Here is a 711-nt window from a genome sequence, read left to right as displayed (position 1 = left end):
GTTTTCGCATGGATTCCCCCTTCAAATTGATTTTGTGAGCGTTGTGTAAAAGTCGATCCAAGATGGCGTCAGCCAACGTTGGATCATTGATAAAGTCATGCCAGTTTTCCACCGGAAGCTGGCTCGTTACTATCGTTGTTTTTTTGTTGTGCCGATCCTCCATGATTTCCAGCAAGTCGTTTTTTTGCACTTGCGTCAGCGGCTCTAAACCCCAGTCGTCAATGATCAGTACGTCTGCTTTGGCGATTTGCGCGAGGAGCTTGAGATAGCTGCCATCACCGTGGGCGATGGTAAGTTGCTCAAACAGCCGAGAGGCGCGGAAGTACCGAGTTGGATGACCCTGTACGCAAGCATGGTGGCCGAGAGCGCAGGCAAGATAGGTTTTGCCGCAGCCCGTCGGGCCGGTCATCACTAAGTTATGCCCTTTGCTAATCCAATGATTGCTTTGCAGGGCGGCAACAGTGCTTGGCTTAAGTCCGCGCGGATGGCTGTAGTCAACGTCCGCCAATCTTGCTATTTCTTTAAAGCGTGCAGCGCTGAGTAAGCGCTGCAATCGTTTGTCGTTCCGGTAGGTAACTTCCTGCTCAATAGCTAAGCCGATACGCTCTGCGAAGCCAAGCTCGTCGTAGGTATTGGGCTGACGGAACTGCGCTTCCAGTGCGTCCGCTAAGCCGGTGAGTCGAAGTTGCCGGAGTTGTTGTACGCTCTGTG

At 52.5% G+C, this 711-nt stretch carries 1 protein-coding gene; it reads right to left on the bottom strand.

Going from position 1 to position 711, the window contains the following annotated elements:
- Nucleotides 1–711, bottom strand: a 711-nt coding sequence (istB, locus tag O9X78_RS20780; RefSeq protein ID WP_269621593.1) for an IS21-like element helper ATPase IstB, incomplete at both ends; no start/stop codon positions are given.

The sequence above is a fragment of the Zhongshania aquatica genome (genome assembly GCF_027257955.1).
GTDB lineage: Bacteria > Pseudomonadota > Gammaproteobacteria > Pseudomonadales > Spongiibacteraceae > Spongiibacter > Spongiibacter aquatica.
Note: the sequence above shows the minus strand (reverse complement) of the source record. Positions and strands in the feature narration are given on the sequence as shown.